This window comes from Paracoccaceae bacterium (assembly GCA_012103375.1).
Taxonomy (GTDB): domain Bacteria; phylum Pseudomonadota; class Alphaproteobacteria; order Rhodobacterales; family Rhodobacteraceae; genus WLWX01.
Genome location: WLWX01000001.1, coordinates 3,314,117 through 3,333,688, shown reverse-complemented (window position 1 = coordinate 3,333,688; position 19,572 = coordinate 3,314,117). Strand labels below are relative to the sequence as shown.

Sequence of the window (19,572 nt, the reverse complement as noted above, 5' to 3'; positions counted from 1 at the left end):
AACCCCGGCTAGAGGCGCTGAACCTGTTCGTGGCGCGCGCAGCCGACCATGTGGTCATTGATCAGACCACTCGCCTGCATGAAGGCATAAACAATCGTCGGGCCGCAAAACTTGAATCCGGCTTTCTTGAGGTCCTTGCTGACCTGTTGCGACAAAGCGGTCTGCGCGGGAACATCGGCCATTGTCTTTGGGTGGTTCACCAGTGGCGTGCCGCCCACATAAGACCACAGGAAGGTGTCGAAACCCTGTTCCGCCTCGATCTTCTGCCAGGCGCGGGCGTTGCTGATCGTGGCTTCGATCTTGCCCCGGTGCCGCACGATGCCCGGATCGGCAAGCAGGCGCGTCACTTCGGCCTCACCCCAGCCAGCGATGACGTTCGGATCAAAACCCTGGAACGCCGCGCGAAAGCTTTCGCGCTTTTTCAGGATGGTGATCCAGGCCAGCCCGGCCTGAAACCCGTCGAGAATCAGTTTCTCCCACAGGGCGCGGCTGTCACGTTCGGGCACACCCCATTCGGTGTCATGATAGGCCACATACAGCGGATCATCCCCGCACCAATCGCAGCGTTCATTCATCAGTGGTGTCCTTCCCCCCTAAAACTGGGCCACTACATTGGTCTTGAGAGGGGAATATGTAATGGCACGGAAACGGCATTCGGACGAAGATGTATTGAAGCTGCTGCGTGAGATTGAGCTGAAGCTGACGGGAGGAAGTGACGTTGCATCGGCGTGTCGTAGCGTCGGCATCAGCGATGCGACATATTACAACTGGCGGAAACGGTTTGGTGGTATGGGACGGTCGCAGTTGTCGGAGATGCGCAGCCTGGAAAAGGAGAATGGGCGTCTCAAGAAGATCGTCGCTGAGCTTGAATTGGACAAGCTGATCCTCAAAGAAAGCCTGAACTACTTAAAGCCCAGGGCCTGACGACTGGGGAGCTCCGTCAGGCCGTTATTCATACGCGCCAAAAGCTCGCGACCTCGGAGCGGAGGACCTGCCGGGTCGTCGGTCTGGCGCGAAACTCTCTGCAATATCGACCCGCGCCAAAAGACGATGATGCTCTACGGCTCGCTTTGATCCGCCTGGCCAAGCAATATGGGCGCTACGGCTATCGTAAAGTTTCGGAACTCCTGCGCATCGAGGGCTGGCGGGTCAATCATAAGAAGGTTGAGCGTCTCTGGCAGGAAGAAGGACTGCAACTCCCGCAGCGGCACAGGAAGCGCAGACGGCTTTATCACAAGGACAGCTCGATCATTCGCCTCAGGCCGACGCATCCGAACCACATCTGGAGCATCGACTTCGTTCACGACAAGCTCAGCAATGGCCGGAGCTACAAGATGCTGACCGTTCTGGATGAGTACACCCGGCAGGCCCTGGCCGTGGAAGTTCGCAGCAGGATGGGCGCCGAAGATGTTCTGGAGGCGCTATATCCGCTGCTCCTCTGCCATGGCACGCCGGAGTATATCCGCTCCGACAACGGCCCAGAGTTCGTAGCCAAGGCGATGCAGGAGTGGTTGGTTCGCGTTGGTGTTCGACCAATTAGAATCTATCCGGGGTCCCCTTGGGAAAACGGATACAACGAGAGGTTCAACGGCACTCTCCGGCACGAGATCCTCAACGCTGAATGGTTCACAACAACGAAACAGGCACAGATCGTCATCAATCATTGGCTTAAGCAGTACAACCACACACGTCCGCACCAGGCTCTGAACATGCGACCACCAATGCCAGAAACTCTAATCAGAAATGGCCCAGAACTTGGGGGCTAGACAGTGTTCCTTGCGTTTTCAATCAGTTGGCAGAATTGCTCCGAGTTACCTCAAATTGGAACAAAATGCGACCATTAACGAATTCTTAGGACGTAGGGCCTCATCTGAGACCCTGAGCACTCTAACTGGGCGAGGTCGCAGATGGACATGACAGCGGTGCCGCACGGCATGGAAAGCCCGCTTGCGGCTGCCGTGGCGCGACGACAGCGCGACACGGTGACAATGGTGCGCGATGCGGTGGAGCGTAAATCCGTGCGCCTGGCGTTTCAGCCCGTCATCCAGTCGGCGCGCCCGGACCGGGTGGCGTTTTATGAGGGGCTGATCCGCATTCTGGATCCGGTTGGCCGGGTCATCCCTGCGCGCGACTTCATTGATGCAGTGGAAACGCAGGAACTGGGGCGCGTTATTGACTGCCTGGCATTAGAACACGGCATCGCGGCCTTGCGCGCTGATCCTGCGCTGCGGCTGTCGATCAACATGTCGGCACGGTCGATCGGCTATCCGCGCTGGACGGATACGCTGAATGCCGCATTGGCGCAGGATCATACGGTCGCTGCGCGCCTGATCCTGGAGATCACTGAAAGCTCGGCCATCGTCGTGCCGGAAATCGTTCAGGTGTTCATGGCCGATCTGCAGGATCGCGGCATTTCCTTTGCGCTTGATGATTTTGGCGCGGGCTATACCGCGTTTCGGTATTTCAAGCAGTTCTGTTTCGATATTCTGAAGATCGATGGTCAGTTCATTCGCGGCATTGCGCATGACCCGGACAATCAGGTGATGGTGCAGGCAATGATGGCCGTCGGTCAACATTTTGAGATGTTCACGGTGGCCGAATCGGTGGAATCTGCGGCCGATGCCGCCTGGCTAACCCAGGCTGGGGTGGATTGTCTGCAAGGCTATTACTTCGGTATTCCGACGCTTGAGCCTGAGTGGAACACATGCGATTCGATCCGCGCTGTTGGCTGAATACCGGGGTGGTATTGCAGAAAAGCTGGCGGGCTGAGGCGGATCGCGCAAGCATTCTGAGGTGAGATTCCAAAACGATTGACCCCTGAACGGCCCCCGGTTGGACATGCATTTGGCGAATACCGGCTTCCCTGCGATCATCTGACAGTTGCGCGATTGCTGTCTTGGCCATAGGACTCCGCGCAATATGCAGTTCAGCCGTCCGTGCCGCGCCTATGCGCGATCACCGGACCGACCCAAGGAGCCATGATCCCATGACCAACGTCGTTATCGCCTCGGCCGCGCGCACAGCAGTCGGCAGTTTTTCTGGCAGTTTTGCCAACACCCCTGCCCATGATCTTGGGGCCACTATGTTGGAAGCGCTGGTTGAACGCGCCGGGATCGACAAATCCGAAGTGAGCGAGACGATTCTGGGGCAGGTGCTGACCGCCGGACAGGGCCAGAACCCCGCGCGGCAGGCGCATATCAACGCAGGGCTGCCGATCGAAAGCGCCGCCTGGGGGATCAACCAGGTTTGTGGTTCGGGCCTGCGCGCCGTCGCACTCGCTGCCCAGAATGTGCAGCTTGGTGATGCTTCGATTGTCGCCGCTGGCGGTCAGGAAAACATGTCGATGAGTCCCCATGTGCAGAACCTGCGCGCGGGTTACAAGATGGGCGACCTGAAATTCATCGACTCGATGATCAAAGACGGCCTCTGGGATGCGTTCAACGGCTATCACATGGGCCAGACGGCTGAAAACGTTGCCGAAAAATGGCAGATCAGCCGCGATATGCAGGACGAATTCGCCGTCGCCAGCCAGAACAAGGCCGAAGCTGCGCAGAACGCTGGCAAGTTCGCTGATGAGATCGCGGCATTTACAGTGAAAACCCGCAAGGGCGACATCGTGGTCGACAAGGATGAATACATCCGCCACGGCGCAAACATCGAAGGCATGCAGAAACTGCGCCCTGCCTTCGTGCGCGATGGCGGCACCGTGACCGCAGCCAACGCCAGCGGCATCAACGACGGCGCGGCAGGCGTTCTGGTGATGAGCGCCGATGACGCCGAGAAACGCGGCATCACCCCGATGGCGCGGATCGCCAGCTATGCCACCGCCGGTCTGGACCCGTCGATCATGGGTGTCGGTCCAATCCATGCGTCGCGCAAGGCGCTGGAAAAAGCCGGTTGGTCGGTCGGCGATCTTGATCTTGTCGAAGCCAATGAGGCGTTTGCCGCCCAGGCCTGTGCCGTGAACAAGGACATGGGCTGGGATCCGGCGATTGTGAACGTCAACGGCGGCGCGATTGCCATTGGCCACCCGATCGGTGCCTCTGGCGCGCGCGTCCTGAACACCTTGCTGTTCGAAATGCAGCGGCGCGACGCCAAGAAAGGCCTCGCCACGCTATGCATCGGCGGCGGCATGGGCGTCGCTATGTGCGTCGAGCGCTAACGCGAATATCACCTGCGTAATTTAATTGCGCAGGTGACTCAATATAACTAATCTTGTTACCAAGTGAAACCTGCGCTTCGGCAGACCCGATGGCGCACCTGCATCAAATGGAGAGACGACATGGCACGAGTGGCCCTGGTTACCGGCGGATCGCGCGGCATCGGCGCAGCAATTGCGAAAAAACTGAAAGCGGATGGCTGCGACGTTGCCGCGACCTATGGCGGCAATGACGAGGCCGCCGCCGCCTTCACAGCCGAAACCGGCATCAAGACTTACAAGTGGTCCGTCGGCGACTATGACGCCTGCAAAGCTGGCATCGCGCAGATTGAAGGTGACCTTGGCCCCGTCGATATTCTGGTGAACAACGCCGGGATCACCCGCGACGCGCCCTTCCACCGGATGACACCCGAGCAGTGGCACGAGGTCATCGGAACCAACCTGACCGGCGTCTTCAACATGACCCACAATGTCTGGGGCGGCATGCGCGAGCGGAAATTCGGGCGCATCGTCACCATCAGTTCGATCAACGGTCAGAAGGGCCAGTTCGCGCAAGCAAACTATGCCGCATCAAAGGCAGGCGACATCGGCTTCACCAAATCCCTGGCCCAGGAAGGCGCGCGCGCAGGCATCACGGTGAACGTGGTCGCACCTGGTTACATCAACACCGAGATGATGAGCACAATTCCCCAGAAGGTGATGGACGAGGTGATCCTGCCTGCAATCCCCGTCGGGCGCCTGGGCGAAGCGGACGAGATTGCCCGCGCCGTCGCCTTCCTGACAAGCGATGACGCCGGTTTCATCACCGGCGCGACACTCAGCGCAAATGGCGGCCAGTATCTGGCCTGATCCGAATTCGCCTGACGGCGACCCAACGGGGGCTGGTCGCCCCCTTGGCGGTCGGCGTGCGGAGCGCGACGAAAACTTCGCTGATCGGCTGCGACAGCTGTCACATCCGATCAGTCCCCGAACGTGGGATCTTTCTTAAGCGCCTGATAATCGGTAGATTTCTTCTTTCAATCGCAGTTTCTGCTTTTTCATTTCAGCAATGACGAGGTCATCGCTGGCCGGTTCTTTCTGCGCGGCCTCTACGTCTTCGGACAGGGTTTGATGCTTCTTGCGGAGTTCCTGCAGGTGCGAACTCAGGCTCATTGGTATCCTCCTGTTTCAGATGTCTGCGGTTTCAGTCCACCACATATAGGGCCGTCTGTCACCTGTTTCACGTCACCTTAGTGTTGCAGATGCAAGGTTACCGCCGTGTTAAGGCGAAAATGCGTCAAGGCGGGCAGATTTCGACAGAACCGCAGCGATGGTGGCTGTGTAGTCCTTGGGCCCTTCGGAATGAGCGTCCCCGGAATGCAGATGTATCGGCGCGAGAAGTCGGAACTTGGCCCGCCCGCCCTTTGTGGCCTGCAACAGGAACAATTCGGGTGGCCGGCCAGGGCGTGCCGCCAGCGGGCGGACAATGACCGAACCCATGCGGTGATCCAGCCCAGCAAGGCAAGCGGGCAGGCGATCCACGCGTTGGATCAGGGTCATCCGTCCGCCGTCACGCAGCCGCTTGCGGGCATTCTCCAGCCATTGTTCAAGCGGGGTTGTTTCGCCCAATGCGACCTCTCGCCCCGGGTTATTGGCCTGCGGGCCGGTCTGGCGGTCAAAATAGGGTGGGTTTGCGATCACATGGTCGAACCGGCGCTGGCGCAGATCGGCGGGAAGCTTGGCCAAATCGGCGATAGCCACATTGAAAATCAGATTATTCGAGGCTGCATTGCGTTGTGCCAGTGCGGCGTAATCGGGCTGAACCTCGACGCCGGTTATGTCCAGGCCCGGCACCCGCGCTGCAAGGCAAAGGGCCGCGACGCCGACGCCGCAACCCAATTCCAGCACCGATTGTCCTGCGGTGGCAGTCACTGATGCCGCCAGAAGAACAGGGTCTATTCCGGCACGATATCCGCGTTTTGGCTGTTCAATCATCAACTGACCGCCCAGAAAAGCGTCGCAGGTCAGGGTGGCATCGCTCATCCGTCCATGGGGACGTCATTGTCGCGCAGCACAGCGGCGGCGCGGAAGTGATCACGCTCTCGCACCATGATGCGGCGGGGCAGAATGCCGATCGAGCCTTCCAGAACGCTCATGTGGACGTCCATGGGAAAGCAGTCTATATCCTCGCCGCCCAGCAGGGCCGTGACGAAGGCGACAATCGTGGGGTCGGTGGTGCGCAGAAGCTCTTTCATCTTAACGGACTTAGGAAGTTGCACCGACCTTGTCGAGGCACCACTGCGTCAATGCCCATGAACGTGATCGACGCCGCGATTGCGCCGCATCAACGGCTGGCCGAGGCGCTGGCCAGCGATTTGAGTGCAGTTGATGCGATGATCCGGGAACGCATGTCTTCAGAGAATGCGCCGCGCATCCCCGAGGTGACGGCGCATCTGGTCGGTGCGGGCGGCAAGCGGGTGCGTCCGATGCTGGTGCTGGCGGCGGCGAACCTGTGCAAATACGCGGGCCCTTACCACGTGCATCTGGCCACCACGGTCGAGTTCATTCACACCGCCACGCTGCTGCATGATGATGTGGTTGATGAAAGTGCCGAGCGGCGCGGGCGACCCACGGCGAACCTGTTGTGGGACAATTCCAGCTCGGTCCTGGTGGGTGATTATCTGTTTGCGCGCGCTTTTCAGATGATGGTCGAACCGGGGTCGCTCAGGGTTCTGGATATTCTGTCGAATGCGGCGGCGACGATTGCCGAAGGCGAAGTGTTGCAACTGACCGTCGCCGCAAACCTGGCAACGGATGAGGCGACATATCTTCGGGTGATCCGGGGCAAGACCGCGGCGTTGTTTCAGGCGGCTTGCGAATCAGGCGCGGCATTGGCTGAAGCGCCGGAAGATCAGATTATCGCGTTGCGGGACTATGGCGATGCACTGGGGATTGCGTTTCAGATGGTCGACGACCTGCTGGATTATTCCGGGACCGAGGCGATGGGCAAGTCGCTGGGCGATGATTTTCGCGAACGCAAGATGTCGCTGCCGGTGATCCGCGCAGTCGCCGCCGCGGACGCTGATGAGCGTGCATTCTGGGATCGGACCATCGGCAGGGGTAAGCAATCCGATGGCGATCTTGCCGAAGCGCTGCGGATTATGGAGCGTCATGGCGTGCTGGACAGCACCCGCGACACCGCGCTGCACTGGGCCGGGCAGGCTAAGGCCGCGCTGCACCCGCTTCCCGATGATCCGCTGCGCGGGATGCTGAGCGATCTGGTGGACTTTGTGGTGGCGCGGATCAGCTGAAGCCCGGGCGTTGGCTGGACGTATAGGAGCCTCCGGCGGGGATATTTTTGGGTCAATGATGGCAGGGCGCGGCGTGTTTAGCCGTGGTTGGCGCCCAGGATCGGCGCGTCGACGACCCACCATGTCGGGTGGGCGGTGCCGAGATCCCTGGCTGCCCGCGCGGCCTGAGTGTCTGTGGCAAACAGCCCAAAGCAGGTCGCGCCGGACCCGGACATGCGCGCCAGCAGGCAATCGGGCTGGTTTGACAGCGCGGTTAACACGTCATTGATGACGGGTGCGATTGCGCAGGCCGGGGTTTCCAGATCGTTTCGCTGGCCGGACAGCCACTGCGCCAGTGTGTCTGTGTCGTCCCAATCGGGCAGTGTTTCGGGCATGGGTTTGCCTGACCTGCCATCCAATGCGGCAAAGACTTGCGCGGTTGGGACCGCGATACCGGGATTGACCAGCACAAGATGCGCAGGCGGTAGGGCTGGAACCTTCCCGATATCACCACCGATACCCCGCATCCGGGCCGGCCTGTTGGCAAGGCAGACCGGCACATCGGCCCCCAATGTCAGCACAGAATTATCCGGTGGTGGTGTACCACCCAGATGCGTCAGAGCGCGGATTGTGGCGGCGGCGTCGCTGGACCCGCCGCCAATCCCGGCGGCGGCTGGCAGGTGCTTGTCCAGGGTGATGCGGGCCGGGCAATCCGGCATCAGGCCAGCCGCCCGCAAGACCAGATTGGAGCCGTCAGTTGGAACACCCGCAGCCATCGGCCCCGTTACTTCAAGTGACACCTTGTCGGCCGGGCTGGCCGTGATCCGGTCGCCAACGCCCGCGAAAACCACCAGCGAATCGAGCAGGTGATAGCCATCGTCCCGCCGGTCCGTGACATGCAGCGTCAGGTTGATTTTGGCAGGCGCGAGTGCCTCAGCCGTCATCGGCGACGGTCAGCGGCGCGGCGCCTTCTTCGGCAAGCACGACGTCGAGGCCCACTTCCAGTTTGCGCCGGATACGGTCTGGGTCAGCCTCGGAATCCGCATCTTCCGGATCGACGAAAGACAGCGCGCGCTTCCACTGAAACTCGGCCTCCAGCTTGCGGCCCACGGCCCAATAGACATCGCCAAGGTGGTCATTGACCACGGGGTCAACCGCCATCAGCTGCGATGCACGCTCCATCGGTTCGACCGCTTCATCATAGCGGCCCAACCGGTACAGAACCCATCCCAGCGAGTCGATGATGTGGCCTGAGTCTGGCTCGGCCGCGGCGGCTTTCTGGATCATGTCCAGCGCTTCGTCGAGATTCTCCTGCCGTTCGACCATCGTATAGCCGAGGTAATTCAGAACCGAGGGCTGATCCGGGGACAGGCGCAGGGCGCGGCGCATATCGTCTTCGGCCTGGACCCAGCGATCCGTGCGCTCGTGCGTGATGCCGCGGGCGAAATAGACCAGCCAGTGGTTCGGGTTTTCGGGGCCGAGCAGGGCGATGGCGCGGTCATAGGCTTCGCTGCTGCGCTGGTATTCGCCCATCCGGCGCAGGGTGTCGCCCAGCGTGATGTGGATCAGCGACAGGTCGGGGAATTCGGAAGCCAGCGCGCTGATCACCTCGACCGCTGCCTCTGGGTCGCCGGACAGGCGCAGCGCTTCGGCGCGGCCCAGTTCGGCGGCATAAAACACCGAAGAATTGCGCGGCACGGCGCGGTAAACCTCGGTCGCGGGATCGTATTGTTTGAGCTGTTCCAGCTTGTTCGCGCTCATCAACAGGGCTTCGATATGCGCCGGGCTGAGATGCGAGGCGAGGCGCGAATAGAGCAGCGTATAGGCGTGATCCGCCTCTCCGTTCAGGGCGCCTGCGATAGAAAAAAACACCTCGGCCACGCCATCGGCGACCGAGGTCATTGTTGCGACCGGCACTTTCTGGCCAGCCAGCAGACTGTCTCGCAGCGTCGTCAGGGCCGGGTCAGCGGTGGGTCCGAACACCTCGTCAAGGCGGGCGACGGCATCATCCTGGCGATCCAGCTGGCTGAGGATCTGGAAGTAGGTGATGTTGCCATTGCGAGTCAGGCTGACGCGCCCTGCTTCACCACCATCGAAAATCGCGGCTGCACCGGCAAGATCGCCAGTCACCGCCATCGCAAGCGCACGGTGGTATTCGCCAAAGGCCTGCAGGCCGGTTTCGGTCGACACAGTCTCAAATGTCTTTTGCGCGCCCTCCAGATCGCCCAGCCCAACCTGCGCCCAGCCGCGGATCAACCCGTCAAACAGCGGGCCAACGGTCACGCCGGCGTCCAGATCGGCGATGATCCCGTCCCAGTCACCCTGCTTGGCCAGATCGGCGAAGATCACCATGCCCGAAAGCTGCCCGGCGTCTGTAAGTTCCTGCATCCGCAGCGCAAGTTTCACCGCCCGGTCCACACGCCCGATCGAGACATAGGCCTGCATGGTCGATTCCAGCAGCGCCGGATTTTCGCGGTCCAGCGCCAGCGCCCGCCCGGCATGTTCGGCCAGCTTGTCAAAATCGTAAAAGATCGTCGCGTGGCGTGCGGCCAGATAGTTTCCGGCCAGTCCTTGGGCGGTGGCCGGGCTGACCAGGGGGGCCAACAAAAAAGCGCTCAACAAGATCGGTGAAGCGAAACGACGCGGAAAAACGGGCATGCATGTACCTTCTGCTCGGACGGCTTTGCCCGCAAGTTAGGGCGACCCCATGGTCAAGGCAATGCGGGCACGCGAAGTTTACATGTTGGGATAATTCGGCCCGTCGCCGCCCTGAGGGACCGTCCAGGTGATATTCTGCGCCGGATCCTTGATGTCGCAGGTCTTGCAGTGAACGCAGTTCTGAAAGTTGATCTGGAACGTCGTCTCGACGCCTTCGCCAACGAATTCATAGACCCCAGCCGGGCAATATTTTGCCGAGGGGCCTGCGAATGTCGGCAGGTTCTGGTCCACGGGGATCGAGGCGTCCGCCAGTTTCAGATGTGCAGGCTGCGATTCCTCGTGATTGGTGAAGGAAAACGCCACGTTGGTCAGCCGGTCAAACGACAGGGTGCCGTCCGGTTTGGGATAGTCGATTACCGGATAATCTGCCGCGCGGCCGGTGGCGGCTGCATCCGTCTTGCCGTGCTTCAGGGTGCCAAAGACAGACAGCCCCGGCACGATTGAGTTGGTCCACATATCCATGTCCCCGCCGACAAGCGAAGCCAGCAAGCCATAGCGTGACCACAGCGGTTTGACATTGCGCACCCGTTTCAGATCCGACGCAATTGGCCCGCTGCGCACATCCGCTTCGTACCCGCCCAGCAGATCGCCATCGCGCCCGTCGCCGATGGCCGCAACCGCCGCGTCGGCCGCTGCGATACCGGACAACATCGCGTTGTGATTGCCTTTGATGCGCGGCAGGTTGACCATGCCAGCGGCACAGCCCAGCAGCGCGCCACCAGGGAATTCCAGTTTCGGCATCGACTGCCAGCCGCCTTCGGTGATGGCGCGCGCTCCATAAGCGATGCGTTTGCCGCCCTCCAACAGGTCGGCCACCACCGGGTGATGCTTGAAACGCTGGAACTCCATATACGGGAACAGATGCGGGTTTTCATAGTTCAGATGAACCACGAAACCGACGTAAACCTGATTGTTGTCAAGATGATAGATGAACGATCCGCCGCCCGCGTTCTTGCCCAGTGGCCAGCCCATCGTATGGGTGACGGTGCCTTCGCGGTGCTTGTCGGGATCAACCTCCCAGATCTCTTTCATGCCAAGGCCGAATTTCTGCGGCTCGGCCCCGTCCGACAGTCCAAATTTCGCAATCACCTGCTTTGACAGGCTGCCGCGCGCGCCTTCGCCCAGCAGGACGTATTTTCCGCGCAGCTCCATCCCGGGTTCATAGTTTGCACCGGGTGTGCCGTCAGAGTTCTTGCCAAACTCACCAGCGACCACCCCGGCGACGCGGCCATCATCGCCCCAGACAACTTCGCTTGCCGCCATGCCGGGGAAGATTTCGACGCCCAGCGCCTCGGCCTGTTCGGCCATCCAGCGGCAGACATTGCCCATCGAGACGATGAAATTGCCGTGGTTGTTCATCAGGGGCGGCATCGGCCAATTCGGGATGCGCGCCTTCCCGGCTGGCCCGAGGAAATAGAAGTTGTCCTTGCGCACCGGCACCGTGATCGGCGCGCCCATGGTCCGCCAATCGGGCAGCAGCGCATCCAGCCCCGATGGGTCCAGCACGGCGCCTGACAGGATATGCGCGCCAACCTCGGACCCTTTCTCAAGCACCACAACCTCAAGTTCGGCGTTCAGCTGTTTCAGGCGGATTGCGGCGGAAAGTCCGGCAGGACCGGCCCCGACGATCACGACGTCATAGTCCATGGATTCGCGCTGCTGTTCAGTCATCTTCTCGGCCCTTCATCTGGTCAAAACGGGTTTGGCCGCACCGCATCGGCGGGTCAACCAAAACCAAACAGCATCGGCGCGGATTCTTGCGGGGAAACCGCGTCAGGCTTGACTTTTTCAGGCCGCCTTGGGTTAAGGGGATGCAGGCAAAGACTGCCGATTGGCCCTACCCACAGAGACTGAGGCTTCGATGGATAAGATACCGCTGACCCACGCGGGGCATACCGCTTTGAATGCCGAGCTGAAACAATTGAAGTCCGTAGAACGCCCGGCCGTGATCCGCGCGATTGCCGAAGCGCGCGAGCATGGCGACCTGTCCGAGAATGCCGAATACCATGCCGCCCGCGAAAAGCAGAGCTTCATCGAAGGCCGCGTGAAAGAGCTTGAGAGCATCCTGTCGCTTGCCGATGTGATCGACACCTCTAAGCTGAGCGGGACCGTGAAGTTCGGCGCACATGTGAAGCTGGTCGACGAAGATACCGAAGAAGAAAAAAGCTATCAGATCGTGGGTGAGCCCGAGGCCGACATCGAACGCGGCCTGCTGAACATAAAATCCCCGCTGGCCCGCGCCCTGATCGGCAAGGACGAAGGTGACAGCGTTGAAGTGCGCACCCCCGGTGGGGATCGCGCCTATGAGATCCTCAGCGTCAGCTATCGCTGACAACGCCCCGATGCGGGCCAGGGAACAAGAATGACCAACCCCGCCCCAAAAGCGGACACCGCGCGCACGCGGGCCAGGGGGCCTGCGCAAAGGATGTCTGCGATCAGCAGTGAGGCCGGGTCCGCCAGTACGGCGGATCTTGTCGCGCTGGCACTGGCGCTGATCTGGATCATCGGCGTCGGTGCGTTTTTGATGTTTGCCGGCGGCGACAATGCCGGCGGTATCGACGCGCCCGGCGTGATCATTTCGCTTCTGGTTCTGTTCGTGCCGCCGATCCTGATCTGGATCGCGGCTGTGACGGTGCGGTCGACGCGTGCGCTTAGGGCCGATATTGCGCAGCTGCGCCAGACCGTTCTTTTGATGGGCAGCGGTCAGACGGACCCGACCCCGGTTTCGGCCCCCGCCCCGCAGGCCGGGCAGGGGCATGTCGAAGCCCGCTCGGTCGAGGCACGGTTGGACGATCTGGCGCGGGCCCAAAAACAGACCGAAGTCGCCCTGACGACGTTCTTTTCCACCCGACCTGGCCCCAGCCCCATTGCAGCACCTGCCGCCGCCAGCGATCCAATGTTGGGCCAGGCGACGCTTGCGCTGGACGGTCCGGCGCAGGCGCCGTCCGAGCCGTTGTCCAATGAAGATTTCATCACCGCGTTGAATTTCCCAAAAACACCTGACGACGCCGAAGGCTTTCGCGCCCTGCGCCGCGCGCTGAAGGATCGCCGCACGGGCGAGGTTATTCAAGCCGCCGAAGATGTTCTGACCCTGCTCAGCCAGGATGGCATCTATATGGACGATCTGACCCCGGATCGCGCCTGCCCGGAGGTCTGGCGCAAATTCGGCAGCGGGGACCGGGGTCGCACCATCGCCTCACTCGGCGGGGTGCGCGACCGATCCTCACTGGCGCTGAGTGCAGGACGGATGAAACAGGATCCGGTGTTCCGCGACGCAGTCCACCATTTCCTGCGCCGGTTCGATCAGGCCTTCACGGATTTTGCCGACCGGGCGAGCGATGCCGAAATTGCCGCCCTGGCCGATACCCGCACGGCCCGCGCTTTCATGCTGCTGGGGCGCGTGACCGGAACATTTGACTGATCAAAAAGTCGCGGGTCTGCCTGGCGCCAAGTTACGATTCGTTCAGAAAAATCCCCGCCAGCGCAGCGCTCACAGCCCAAAGCTGGCGAAGGGAACATAACGCACCGGATCGCCCGGGCGCACATGGCGCGCGCCATCCTCCAACTCAACCAATCCATCTGCCCAGCTGAGGCCGCTGATCCGCCCGGACCCTTCCGAGGGGAAGACCTCTGCCCGTCCGTCAGCTGTCATCCGGGCGCGCAGATATTCGCGCCGGCCCGGTTTCTTGCGCTTTTCAAATGCCGCCGGAACGATAAACCCCTGGGGGTCAGCCCAGTCCCCCCCGGCCAGCCGTTCCAGCGCCGGGCGCGCGAAGATCAGCGCGCAGATCAGTGCCGCCACCGGATTGCCGGGCAGCCCGAAGATCGGTTTGCCCTGCCATTGGCCCAGCGCCAGCGGTCGCCCCGGTTTCACCGCGATCCGCCAAAGGTTCAGCGTGCCGGTTTCTTCCAACAGGGCCGAGACATGGTCTTCATCCCCCGCCGACGCGCCGCCTGATGTCAAAATGGCGTCTACTTGCGACGTGGCGTCGTCAAGATGCTGGCGCAAGGCCGCCCGATCATCCCCGACATGGCCCAGATCAACCGGGGCATGGCCCAGTCGCCCCAGCAATGAAAGCAGCATCGGGCGGTTGGCATCAAATGTGCGCGCAGTGTCCGTTGTTTCACCGGGGCGGGCGAGTTCATCGCCGATCGACAAAACCCCAACCCGCAAACACGTGCGCACCGGAACCTCGGCAATTCCGACGGCGGACAGCAGGGCCAGGTCAGCCGGGGTCAGGCGGTGACCAGCGCGCAAGGCGACACCGCCTGCGGTTACATCCTCGCCCGCGCGCCGGGTGTTTGCGCCGGGTTTGATGGTTCCGGGCAGGAACAGGGTCTGGTTTTCAAGCCGAACATCTTCTTCCAGCACAACAGTATCGACGCCATCTGGAAGGATCGCGCCGGTCAGGATGCGCAGTGCCTTGCCCGCGGGAAGCACGCCGCCAAATGCCGCCCCGGCGGCTGCGCGCCCTGGATGCAGCGGCACTTTGGTGGCGCTGGGCGGCAGGCTGTCATGGGCGAACCCATAGCCGTCCACCGCTGAATTCGCTGCCGGGGGATTGCTGCGCCGCGCGATCTGATCCGCCGCCAGAACACGCCCGCAGGCATCGGAAATCGCAATCACCTGGGATTGCGTGACCGGGTGCAGCCTGTCACGCAGATGCGCCAGCGCGGTGTCAACCGGGGTCCAGTTCATGCCCGGCGGCAGGGCGAAACAATCATTGCGCAGCGCCGGGGATTCGGCGGCTTCGATCAATGCCGCCTCGGCGCCAACGCCAAGAATCCAGCCTTCTTCCGCCCCTCCGGTTCCAGCATCAAGTGCGGCATCCAATGTGTCGTTGATCTGCATCTGCCACAAAGCGCGTGCCAGAACGCGCACCTGTGTCGCGTCGCGCACCTCGCTGTCAGAGGCTTCATCGCGCACCTGATCAGCCAATAGCGATGGCCAGACCTCAACAAGGGCGATGGGCTTTGCCAGCGGTTCGAATGGCCAGACCGTCAAGGCATCAGAAAACCGCGATTTCAGGCGATATAGGGTCGAAATGCCGGTCATCACCTGCCCACCCACGGCCCCGCTGCCGCCCATTTGCCAGCAGGCAAAGCTTCCCTTTGCGCGGGTTTCGACGCGACGCCGTTCCGGCAACCCATGGTCGCCACGCGCGGTGCCCTTGCGCGGCAGGTCGGGGATATCGGTGCCGGTTCCGTTAAACCAGAACGGCCCCACGCCGGGGAAACATGCGTTGATCTGCCCGGCCAGCTCGAAACGGTTGTTCGCTTTCGGCGTATCTTCTAGATGGGCGGCAAACCATGCCCAAAGTGCCAGCGGATCGGTCTGGCCGGTCAGGGCGCGAGCAAACCCGGCCGGATAGCCAAAGGGAAAATCGAACCCGGCCATGACGCGCCGCCCGGCGCGGAGTTCGCCTTCAAACAACTCGGCCAGCCACGCCTCGGCCAGAACCCGGTTGCGCAGATACACCGGCGACTCGGCCGCGACATCGCGCACCACTGCGGCCCAGATCGCATCCTTGCGCGCGCGTGGTCCGGTGTCATTGCCGCCCGACCAATCGACAACGACGATGGTGTCAAAGCGGCTCATAGATCCAGCTCGGACGCGATGAAATCGGCAATGGCGACCGTGTCGTTCAGATCAAACCTGGGCCGTCCGCCAGTGTCGATTTCAGCGTCGGATGCCACGGCGGCAATCGTCTGATCCTGGGTCGCGATCAGCGGGTTTGCGGTGTCACTGCGCCAGGCCTCGATCTTTGGATGACGGTCGCGCTTGAACCCTTCGACCAGCAACAAGTCGACCGAGTCCAGCCGTGCCAGATGGTCGGCAAGGCTCGGTTCCGGCGCGCTCCCAAGCTCGGTCATCAGCGCCCAGCGCTGGGCCGAGGTCACCAGCACCTGACCGGCCCCGGCAACCCGGTGGCGGTGACTGTCCTTACCGGGCTGATCCACGTCGAATGCGTGATGCGCGTGTTTAATGGTGGAAACGCGCAGACCACGCCGGGTGAACTCGACCACCAGGCGTTCCATCAGCCCGGTCTTGCCGGCGTTCTTCCAGCCTGTAACACCGTAGAGCTTCATGCCATCGCCTCGGCACGGGCCAGATCTTCGGGCGTGTTGACGTTGAAGAAAGCATCCTCGTCAGGAAATTCGGCCAGCTGTCCGTCGTGCCGGTCGGTCCACTGCACGACCTTGCGCATGCCGTCCAACAAGGCTGCACGCAGATCGTCGCGCAGCGCCACTGGCCATATGCCGAAAGTCGGGTGCCGCCACAGCTTGCCCCCGGCATCGGTCGTGGCCGCCAGCACCAGCGGCGCGCCGGGCGCGCGCAGCCGCGCAACCAGATCGGTCGGGAAAAAAGGCGTGTCTGCCGCAACGGTGATGATCGCCTGCGCCTCTAGCCCGGCGGCCCAGTCGAGCCCGGCCAGAACCCCGGCCAGCGGTCCCGGATGATCGGTCACGCTGTCGGCCAACACCGGCTTGCCGAACCTGTCAAACCGGGCCGGATCACCGTTGGCATTGATCGCAATCGGCCCGGCCTGCACCTGCAACCGTGCCAGCACGTGATCTAATAAAACTGCCCCTTTAAGCGGTAACAGAGCCTTGTCACCCCCACCCATCCGGGTGGCGCGCCCCCCGGCGAGGATCACGGCGGGCAGCTTAGTCATCCCAGACCAGCCTGTCGGCACCGGACAGACAGATGAAGCGTTCGCCCCGCATCCGCCCCACAACGGTCAACCCGACCTTCTGCGCAATCTCGGCCCCCCAGGCGGTAAAGCCCGAGCGGCTGACCAGCACCGGAATGCCCATCAACGCGGTTTTGATCACCATTTCCGAAGTCAGTCGCCCGGTGGTATAAAGGATCTTGTCGCCGCCCTCGACGCCTTCGCTGCGCATCCATCCGGCCACCTTGTCGACCGCGTTGTGGCGGCCCACATCCTCCATATAGACCAGCGGTTGATCTGCCTGACACAGCACCGTTCCATGGATCGCACCAGTGTGCAGATAGAGGCTGGGTGTGGTGTTGATGCGCTTGGACAGTTCGCGCAGCCATGTGACATGGACGGCGGCTTTTGGCAGGCGCACCTGATCCAACCCCTCCATCATGTCACCAAACACCGTTCCGACCGCGCAGCCGCTTGTCCGGGTCTTTTTCGCCAGCTTGTCTTCATAGGATGATGTCCCGTCCGTGCGCACGACAACTGCCTCGGATTCCGCATCGAAGTCGACGGCCTTAACCACCTCATCCGGGGCCAGCATCCGCTGATTGGCCAGGAACCCGATGGCCAGATATTCTGGATAATCGCCGATGGTCATCGCGGTCACGATTTCCTGACCGTTGAGGAAGATGGTCAGCGGACGCTCTTCCACCACGGGCTGGCGCACCGTTTCGCCGGCTTGGTCGACGCCGGAAACCATCCGCGACAGCGAAGGCGCGTCGGGATCCGGTGCAATCAGGTAGGGATGGTCGTTTGACGGTTGCATTGGCGGTAATTGACCTGAATTACTGTGCGCCGGACAGTCTAGGGCGCAGGCATGGCATCCACCACCACGAAATCTGCTTTCTGGCGCGGCGTGCGCGACGCGTCGCCATTCGTTCTGGTCGTCGCCCCCTTCGCAGTGCTGTTTGGCGTGGTCGCGACCGAGGCGGGCCTGAACATTGCGCAGACCATGGGGATGACCGCGCTGGTCATCGCAGGGGCGGCGCAGTTCACCGCCGTTCAGCTGATGACGGAAAATGCGCCGGTGTTCCTGGTGATTGCTGCAGCACTGGCGGTGAACCTGCGCATGGCGATGTATTCTGCGGCGTTGGCGCCGTATCTGGGTGCGGCGCCGTTCTGGCAGAGGGCGCTGATCGGTTACGTGAATTTCGATCAGACTTACACCGCCTCGGCGCTGGAATTCGAACGCGCCCCTGACATGACCATCGCAGAACGGGTCGTGTATTTCCTGGGAACGGTGATCCCGGTTGCACCGCCCTGGTTGGGTTTTTCGCTTTTGGGTGCCTTATTCGGCAGTGAGATTCCGGCGAGTTATGCGCTGGATTTCGCTTTGCCCATCACGTTCCTCGCGATCGTTGCGCCGATGCTGAAATCGCTGGCGCATATCGCGGCGGCGGCAACCTCGGTCACTTTCGCGTTGCTGTTGGCCGGGTTGCCATCGGGAATTGGATTGCTGATCGCCGGAGCACTGGCCATGGCGGTCGGGGCCTTTGTCGAAACCTGGCAGACACGGCGGCGCGCGCGATGAGCTATTCGACCGGGGAAATCTGGCTGATCATTGCCCTGCTGGGCATCGGAACCTATGCCATTCGCCTGTCATTCCTGGCGCTTCTGGGCGGGCGAGAACTGCCGCCAGTGGTGCTGCGCCTGCTGCGCTATACGCCCGTCGCCCTGATCCCCGGATTGGTTGCCCCGCTTGTGGCCTGGCCTGCAGCCACCGGAGGCACCACAGACCCCGCGCGACTGGCCGCAGCAATTGCGGCCCTAAGTATGGGGTATGTCACACGCAATGTTCTGGCGGCCATGGTCAGCGGCGCATTTGTCCTGACACTGGGCCTTTGGATTGGCGGCTAACCGCTTTCGCCATCACATCATTGACCCATAAATATCCCCGCCGGAGGCATAGTCCTTTTTCCGACCCCGCCGTTACGGCTGGGTCGCGTGGCGCCCCGGAAACCGCATCAGGGCCGCGTCCTGGCTATCGTCATCATCAAGAATGACCCGTCTGGATGCGCCCTTGGCGGCAAAGGCGATCATGGTTTTCTTCGGGAAATAGCTGACGGGGAAGCCCTCAAACCCGGGCAACCCGCTGAGCAGGCGACTGGTCGAGAGTGAGCATGTGGCGTTGCCCTGGGGCCCCTCGGATTGCGCAATCCGCAGCGCCTGTTCGGCAACCGCTGCGCTGACCGGCAGCACCTGTTCGACAACCCTGTACCGCTTGCGGGCGTGATAATCGATATAGGTGTCCAGCATCTGTGGGGATATTCCGAACAGCACATCACCACGTTCGGGGGCCGAGGTGTGTTTGAAGCTGCCAGCAGGATCCCAGATCACGCGCTGTGATCCGTTGATCATCAGGCTTGTATGGGCGCCGGTATCACCGGATTGATTGATGACGGTGAACAATGTCAGCGTCGGCTGGCCGTCGTGAACATAGGCGCGCGCAACGACTTGATCGATCGGCGCATAAATCTTCTCTGCACCGCCACAAGGATCGGCAGCACCAGCATGAACAGTCGGCACAGCATCGCGCTGATCAGCCGTTGATAAGCGCCAGCAGGATCAGGGCAGCAATGATGATGATCACGGTGCGGGTCACGAAGGTAACAAATCCCGCAAAGGTCTTTTCCTGGACCTCGATGTCCATGGTTCCATGTTCGTGATCGGCCATCTGTCTGTTCCCTGACGAAGAAAA

At 61.7% G+C, this 19,572-nt stretch carries 23 protein-coding genes; 10 read left to right on the top strand and 13 right to left on the bottom strand.

The annotated features are described in order from the left end of the window. Window positions 1-8: 8 nt before the first annotated feature. Window positions 9-575, bottom strand: a complete 567-nt coding sequence (tag, locus tag GKR99_17075; protein ID NKB29167.1) for a DNA-3-methyladenine glycosylase I — start codon at window positions 573-575, stop codon at window positions 9-11. 61 nt (window positions 576-636) lie between these two features. Between tag and GKR99_17070 the strand changes: the two genes are divergently transcribed. From GKR99_17070 to phbB, 5 genes are all read left to right on the top strand, one after another. Then, the gene (locus GKR99_17070; protein NKB29166.1) at window positions 637-924 is read left to right on the top strand and encodes a transposase; all 288 of its coding nucleotides are present in this window, start codon (window positions 637-639) and stop codon (window positions 922-924) included. Beyond that, the gene (locus GKR99_17065; GenBank protein ID NKB29165.1) at window positions 870-1,766 is read left to right on the top strand and encodes an IS3 family transposase; all 897 of its coding nucleotides are present in this window, start codon (window positions 870-872) and stop codon (window positions 1,764-1,766) included. The genes GKR99_17070 and GKR99_17065 overlap by 55 nt, the downstream gene beginning before the upstream one ends. Window positions 1,767-1,907: 141 nt before the next feature. Further along, on the top strand, window positions 1,908-2,732 hold the full coding sequence (locus GKR99_17060; protein ID NKB29164.1) for an EAL domain-containing protein: 825 nt from the start codon (window positions 1,908-1,910) through the stop codon (window positions 2,730-2,732). A gap of 254 nt (window positions 2,733-2,986) precedes the next feature. Next, window positions 2,987-4,162, top strand: coding sequence for an acetyl-CoA C-acyltransferase (locus tag GKR99_17055; GenBank protein ID NKB29163.1), 1,176 nt, complete (start codon window positions 2,987-2,989; stop codon window positions 4,160-4,162). Window positions 4,163-4,282: 120 nt separating this feature from the next. Beyond that, window positions 4,283-5,008 (top strand): acetoacetyl-CoA reductase, encoded by a 726-nt coding sequence (gene phbB / locus GKR99_17050; protein NKB29162.1) that lies wholly within the window; start codon window positions 4,283-4,285, stop codon window positions 5,006-5,008. 135 nt (window positions 5,009-5,143) lie between these two features. Here the strand turns inward: phbB and GKR99_17045 are convergent, their stop codons facing one another. From GKR99_17045 to GKR99_17035, 3 genes are all read right to left on the bottom strand, one after another. Then, window positions 5,144-5,311, bottom strand: a complete 168-nt coding sequence (locus GKR99_17045; GenBank protein NKB29161.1) for a DUF465 domain-containing protein — start codon at window positions 5,309-5,311, stop codon at window positions 5,144-5,146. Between the two features lie 108 nt (window positions 5,312-5,419). Beyond that, the gene (locus GKR99_17040; protein ID NKB29160.1) at window positions 5,420-6,181 is read right to left on the bottom strand and encodes a methyltransferase; all 762 of its coding nucleotides are present in this window, start codon (window positions 6,179-6,181) and stop codon (window positions 5,420-5,422) included. Continuing rightward, window positions 6,178-6,393 (bottom strand): DUF2007 domain-containing protein, encoded by a 216-nt coding sequence (locus GKR99_17035; GenBank protein ID NKB29159.1) that lies wholly within the window; start codon window positions 6,391-6,393, stop codon window positions 6,178-6,180. The genes GKR99_17040 and GKR99_17035 overlap by 4 nt, the downstream gene beginning before the upstream one ends. A gap of 57 nt (window positions 6,394-6,450) precedes the next feature. Here GKR99_17035 and GKR99_17030 point away from each other — a divergent pair, with 57 nt between their 5' ends. Further along, a complete protein-coding gene (locus GKR99_17030; GenBank protein NKB29158.1) occupies window positions 6,451-7,449 on the top strand; it encodes a polyprenyl synthetase family protein in 999 nt (332 codons plus the stop codon). A 77-nt stretch (window positions 7,450-7,526) separates the two neighbouring features. Here the strand turns inward: GKR99_17030 and GKR99_17025 are convergent, their stop codons facing one another. From GKR99_17025 to GKR99_17015, 3 genes are all read right to left on the bottom strand, one after another. Further along, window positions 7,527-8,372, bottom strand: coding sequence for a 4-(cytidine 5'-diphospho)-2-C-methyl-D-erythritol kinase (locus GKR99_17025; GenBank protein NKB29157.1), 846 nt, complete (start codon window positions 8,370-8,372; stop codon window positions 7,527-7,529). Further along, window positions 8,362-10,086: a tetratricopeptide repeat protein gene (locus tag GKR99_17020; protein NKB29156.1), complete on the bottom strand. Its 1,725-nt coding sequence runs from the start codon at window positions 10,084-10,086 to the stop codon at window positions 8,362-8,364. The genes GKR99_17025 and GKR99_17020 overlap by 11 nt, the downstream gene beginning before the upstream one ends. A gap of 78 nt (window positions 10,087-10,164) precedes the next feature. Next, window positions 10,165-11,817 (bottom strand): FAD-binding protein, encoded by a 1,653-nt coding sequence (locus tag GKR99_17015; protein NKB29155.1) that lies wholly within the window; start codon window positions 11,815-11,817, stop codon window positions 10,165-10,167. 190 nt (window positions 11,818-12,007) lie between these two features. On the opposite strand from GKR99_17015, the gene greA reads away from it, so the two are divergent. Together greA and GKR99_17005 are read left to right on the top strand one after the other, a co-directional pair. Further along, window positions 12,008-12,478, top strand: a complete 471-nt coding sequence (gene greA / locus GKR99_17010) for a transcription elongation factor GreA (GenBank protein ID NKB29154.1) — start codon at window positions 12,008-12,010, stop codon at window positions 12,476-12,478. Window positions 12,479-12,508: 30 nt separating this feature from the next. After that, a complete protein-coding gene (locus GKR99_17005) occupies window positions 12,509-13,567 on the top strand; it encodes a hypothetical protein (GenBank protein ID NKB29153.1) in 1,059 nt (352 codons plus the stop codon). Window positions 13,568-13,636: 69 nt separating this feature from the next. Here GKR99_17005 and GKR99_17000 read toward each other — a convergent pair whose 3' ends face one another. The 4 genes from GKR99_17000 to GKR99_16985 are packed head-to-tail and all read right to left on the bottom strand — an operon-like array spanning window position 13,637 to window position 17,640. Beyond that, window positions 13,637-15,745 carry a molybdopterin molybdenumtransferase MoeA gene (locus GKR99_17000; protein NKB29152.1) on the bottom strand — a complete coding sequence of 703 codons (2,109 nt, stop codon included), beginning with the start codon at window positions 15,743-15,745 and terminating at the stop codon, window positions 13,637-13,639. After that, window positions 15,742-16,236 carry a molybdopterin-guanine dinucleotide biosynthesis protein B gene (mobB, locus tag GKR99_16995; protein ID NKB29151.1) on the bottom strand — a complete coding sequence of 165 codons (495 nt, stop codon included), beginning with the start codon at window positions 16,234-16,236 and terminating at the stop codon, window positions 15,742-15,744. Before mobB ends, GKR99_17000 begins: the two co-directional genes overlap by 4 nt. Further along, entirely contained in the window at window positions 16,233-16,823 is a 591-nt protein-coding gene (mobA, locus tag GKR99_16990; GenBank protein ID NKB29150.1) for a molybdenum cofactor guanylyltransferase MobA, read from the bottom strand. The genes mobB and mobA overlap by 4 nt, the downstream gene beginning before the upstream one ends. Beyond that, entirely contained in the window at window positions 16,816-17,640 is an 825-nt protein-coding gene (locus GKR99_16985) for a sulfurtransferase FdhD (GenBank protein ID NKB29149.1), read from the bottom strand. The genes mobA and GKR99_16985 overlap by 8 nt, the downstream gene beginning before the upstream one ends. Window positions 17,641-17,691: 51 nt before the next feature. Between GKR99_16985 and GKR99_16980 the strand changes: the two genes are divergently transcribed. Together GKR99_16980 and GKR99_16975 are read left to right on the top strand one after the other, a co-directional pair. Beyond that, window positions 17,692-18,405, top strand: coding sequence for a branched-chain amino acid ABC transporter permease (locus GKR99_16980; protein ID NKB29148.1), 714 nt, complete (start codon window positions 17,692-17,694; stop codon window positions 18,403-18,405). Next, window positions 18,402-18,731: an AzlD domain-containing protein gene (locus GKR99_16975; GenBank protein NKB29147.1), complete on the top strand. Its 330-nt coding sequence runs from the start codon at window positions 18,402-18,404 to the stop codon at window positions 18,729-18,731. The genes GKR99_16980 and GKR99_16975 overlap by 4 nt, the downstream gene beginning before the upstream one ends. Before the next feature lie 72 nt (window positions 18,732-18,803). Here GKR99_16975 and GKR99_16970 read toward each other — a convergent pair whose 3' ends face one another. Both GKR99_16970 and GKR99_16965 read right to left on the bottom strand, forming a co-directional pair. Continuing rightward, window positions 18,804-19,400 carry a hypothetical protein gene (locus GKR99_16970; protein ID NKB29146.1) on the bottom strand — a complete coding sequence of 199 codons (597 nt, stop codon included), beginning with the start codon at window positions 19,398-19,400 and terminating at the stop codon, window positions 18,804-18,806. A gap of 13 nt (window positions 19,401-19,413) precedes the next feature. Next, window positions 19,414-19,548, bottom strand: coding sequence for an aa3-type cytochrome c oxidase subunit IV (locus GKR99_16965; GenBank protein ID NKB29145.1), 135 nt, complete (start codon window positions 19,546-19,548; stop codon window positions 19,414-19,416). Window positions 19,549-19,572: the final 24 nt, after the last annotated feature.

Bases quoted from the DNA above. Each gene is read 5' to 3' on its own strand.
- tag (NKB29167.1), bottom strand. From the start codon at position 575: ATGAATGAACGCTGCGATTGGTGCGGGGATGATCCGCTGTATGTGGCC.
- GKR99_17070 (NKB29166.1), top strand. From the start codon at position 637: ATGGCACGGAAACGGCATTCGGACGAAGATGTATTGAAGCTGCTGCGT.
- GKR99_17060 (NKB29164.1), top strand. From the start codon at position 1,908: ATGGACATGACAGCGGTGCCGCACGGCATGGAAAGCCCGCTTGCGGCT.
- GKR99_17055 (NKB29163.1), top strand. From the start codon at position 2,987: ATGACCAACGTCGTTATCGCCTCGGCCGCGCGCACAGCAGTCGGCAGT.
- phbB (NKB29162.1), top strand. From the start codon at position 4,283: ATGGCACGAGTGGCCCTGGTTACCGGCGGATCGCGCGGCATCGGCGCA.
- GKR99_17045 (NKB29161.1), bottom strand. From the start codon at position 5,311: ATGAGCCTGAGTTCGCACCTGCAGGAACTCCGCAAGAAGCATCAAACC.
- GKR99_17040 (NKB29160.1), bottom strand. From the start codon at position 6,181: ATGAGCGATGCCACCCTGACCTGCGACGCTTTTCTGGGCGGTCAGTTG.
- GKR99_17035 (NKB29159.1), bottom strand. From the start codon at position 6,393: ATGAAAGAGCTTCTGCGCACCACCGACCCCACGATTGTCGCCTTCGTC.
- GKR99_17030 (NKB29158.1), top strand. From the start codon at position 6,451: ATGAACGTGATCGACGCCGCGATTGCGCCGCATCAACGGCTGGCCGAG.
- GKR99_17025 (NKB29157.1), bottom strand. From the start codon at position 8,372: ATGACGGCTGAGGCACTCGCGCCTGCCAAAATCAACCTGACGCTGCAT.
- GKR99_17020 (NKB29156.1), bottom strand. From the start codon at position 10,086: ATGCCCGTTTTTCCGCGTCGTTTCGCTTCACCGATCTTGTTGAGCGCT.
- GKR99_17015 (NKB29155.1), bottom strand. From the start codon at position 11,817: ATGACTGAACAGCAGCGCGAATCCATGGACTATGACGTCGTGATCGTC.
- greA (NKB29154.1), top strand. From the start codon at position 12,008: ATGGATAAGATACCGCTGACCCACGCGGGGCATACCGCTTTGAATGCC.
- GKR99_17005 (NKB29153.1), top strand. From the start codon at position 12,509: ATGACCAACCCCGCCCCAAAAGCGGACACCGCGCGCACGCGGGCCAGG.
- GKR99_17000 (NKB29152.1), bottom strand. From the start codon at position 15,745: ATGAGCCGCTTTGACACCATCGTCGTTGTCGATTGGTCGGGCGGCAAT.
- mobB (NKB29151.1), bottom strand. From the start codon at position 16,236: ATGAAGCTCTACGGTGTTACAGGCTGGAAGAACGCCGGCAAGACCGGG.
- mobA (NKB29150.1), bottom strand. From the start codon at position 16,823: ATGACTAAGCTGCCCGCCGTGATCCTCGCCGGGGGGCGCGCCACCCGG.
- GKR99_16985 (NKB29149.1), bottom strand. From the start codon at position 17,640: ATGCAACCGTCAAACGACCATCCCTACCTGATTGCACCGGATCCCGAC.
- GKR99_16980 (NKB29148.1), top strand. From the start codon at position 17,692: ATGGCATCCACCACCACGAAATCTGCTTTCTGGCGCGGCGTGCGCGAC.
- GKR99_16975 (NKB29147.1), top strand. From the start codon at position 18,402: ATGAGCTATTCGACCGGGGAAATCTGGCTGATCATTGCCCTGCTGGGC.
- GKR99_16965 (NKB29145.1), bottom strand. From the start codon at position 19,548: ATGGCCGATCACGAACATGGAACCATGGACATCGAGGTCCAGGAAAAG.